The sequence below is a fragment of the Milkweed yellows phytoplasma str. MW1 genome, assembly GCF_000309485.1.
Classification (GTDB): domain Bacteria; phylum Bacillota_I; class Bacilli_A; order Acholeplasmatales; family Acholeplasmataceae; genus Phytoplasma.
Genome location: NZ_AKIL01000021.1, coordinates 1 through 1,833, shown reverse-complemented (window position 1 = coordinate 1,833; position 1,833 = coordinate 1). Strand labels below are relative to the sequence as shown.

Genomic DNA, 1,833 nt, shown 5'->3' with positions numbered 1-1,833 from the left:
GTTAAATGATTAAAATTAAATTTGAGATATTAAGATTTATTTAATTGTATATTAAAATTTGTCATTTGTCAATATTAAAATATAATTATTTAGATTAATAGTAAAATCGACTAGATAAATATCTTATTTAAACGCTTAAAAGTAGTTCAAAGCACTTCGTTATCTTAAAATCTTATAAAAGATAAAACCTTACTATTTAAATAAACTTGTTTATATTTGTTGAGAATAACATTTTCAAATATTCCAAAATAAAATAATTCTTTTGAGATATTGAAATGTAATATATTCATTAAAATAATATTTTACATTATTTTGTTTAAAAATCAAAACATTTTAATAAAAAAGATGAAAAAGTTTTTTAAGTCTTTATTAGGTCTTATTTAAAAGAATTTTTTCTTGAAAATATCTTTTTTTATTAAAAATACCGAAAAAACATCTTTTTATTATTTGGAAGTAAAATAGATTTTTTCTTTTTTTGACAACGGTATTTTACCTTACTGAAAAGATTATTTTTTTCATTAATTTTTTCCTTAAAAGTCGTTATTTGATGAACTGGGTCAAACAAAAATGTTTCATAACACTAAAAATACTATATAATAAAATGGATTTAAAGAATATATTTTTTGACATAAACATAATTATTAATAGAATAAATTTTTCTTCCATAAAAAATAAGAATTAAAAATTGAAAAAAATTTTATTTTTATTTGAGTTATTATATGCAAATATTATATAGGAGAATAATAAAAAGTTATGAAAATGAATATTTTTAAACCTAATAAAAAACACTTTTATATTATTTCTATTTTATTTTTAACATCGGTGATTTTTTTATTAATTATTTCTCATGCTTTAGCCGTGACAAAAGATGCAATTAAGAAAAAAACTGATAAAGGAATATATGAATTATCCAAACAAATATCGCACGAAATAAAACAAAAATCGCACAAAATAGATGAAGTGACCAATAAATTCTTGGAAAAAATGGATTCATGGGATAAAGATCTTAAAGAAGACAAAGATAAAATGGTCAAAGATTTATCTAAAGCTTTAAGATTGAAAATGGATAATTTAGAAAATTCCCTTACTAAAGAATTAATTCCTAAACATTTAGAGCAATTAATTAAAAAAGCGGAAGGCAAAATAGAAGCTTTCAATACTCAAGAAATTACTCAAAAAATATTAGTTATTTTAGACCAAAAAGTAAAAGCTTTAGCAGATGATTTAGCTAAAACAATAAAAATAGCGATTTACAATTTAGGCCAAAGCATTGAAAAAGATAAAAAAACATTAATGGATAATATTACAGGTAAAATCAACTCATGGGATAAAAGCCTTAAAGAAGATAAAAAACAAATTATTGAAAAAATTTCTACAGCATTAGATAATTTAGAAAAAGCTACTAAAGCAGCTAAGGAAAAAATGGAAGATATTGAAGATAATATTCATGTGAAAGATATTGTGGAAAGTTTAAAAACAAGTATTAATCAATTGCCGCCCCAATTAATTCAAACAATAAAAGATTTGATAAAGGAGAGTTTGCCGACATGGTTAGGAGGGGGGTACAACTCCAGATAATAAAAAATCCAAGGCTGATCCCAATGAAAACAATCCTGCTTTATCATCCGTCACCTCAAACACCACCAACTCTTCAGTTAGCAAAATAATATCGTTGTTTAGTCCGTGGTGGAATTCATAAAAAAATAAATTTACAATTCTTTTTTATAAAACTAAAACCGTTATTTTTATAACGGTTTTTTTGCTAAATTGCTTTATATAATTTGATATTTATAAAAAGAGTAATATTATTATTTTCTTTGTTAATATTAGAAT

At 22.1% G+C, this 1,833-nt stretch carries 1 protein-coding gene; it reads left to right on the top strand.

Going from position 1 to position 1,833, the window contains the following annotated elements:
• The first annotated feature begins 753 nt into the window (after positions 1 to 753).
• Positions 754 to 1,578, top strand: a complete 825-nt coding sequence (locus RI76_RS00445) for a hypothetical protein (RefSeq protein WP_017192154.1) — start codon at positions 754 to 756, stop codon at positions 1,576 to 1,578.
• The last annotated feature ends 255 nt before the right edge of the window (positions 1,579 to 1,833 follow it).

Coding starts and splice junctions, on each gene's coding strand:
- RI76_RS00445 (WP_017192154.1), top strand. CDS start 754: ATGAAAATGAATATTTTTAAACCTAATAAAAAACACTTTTATATTATT.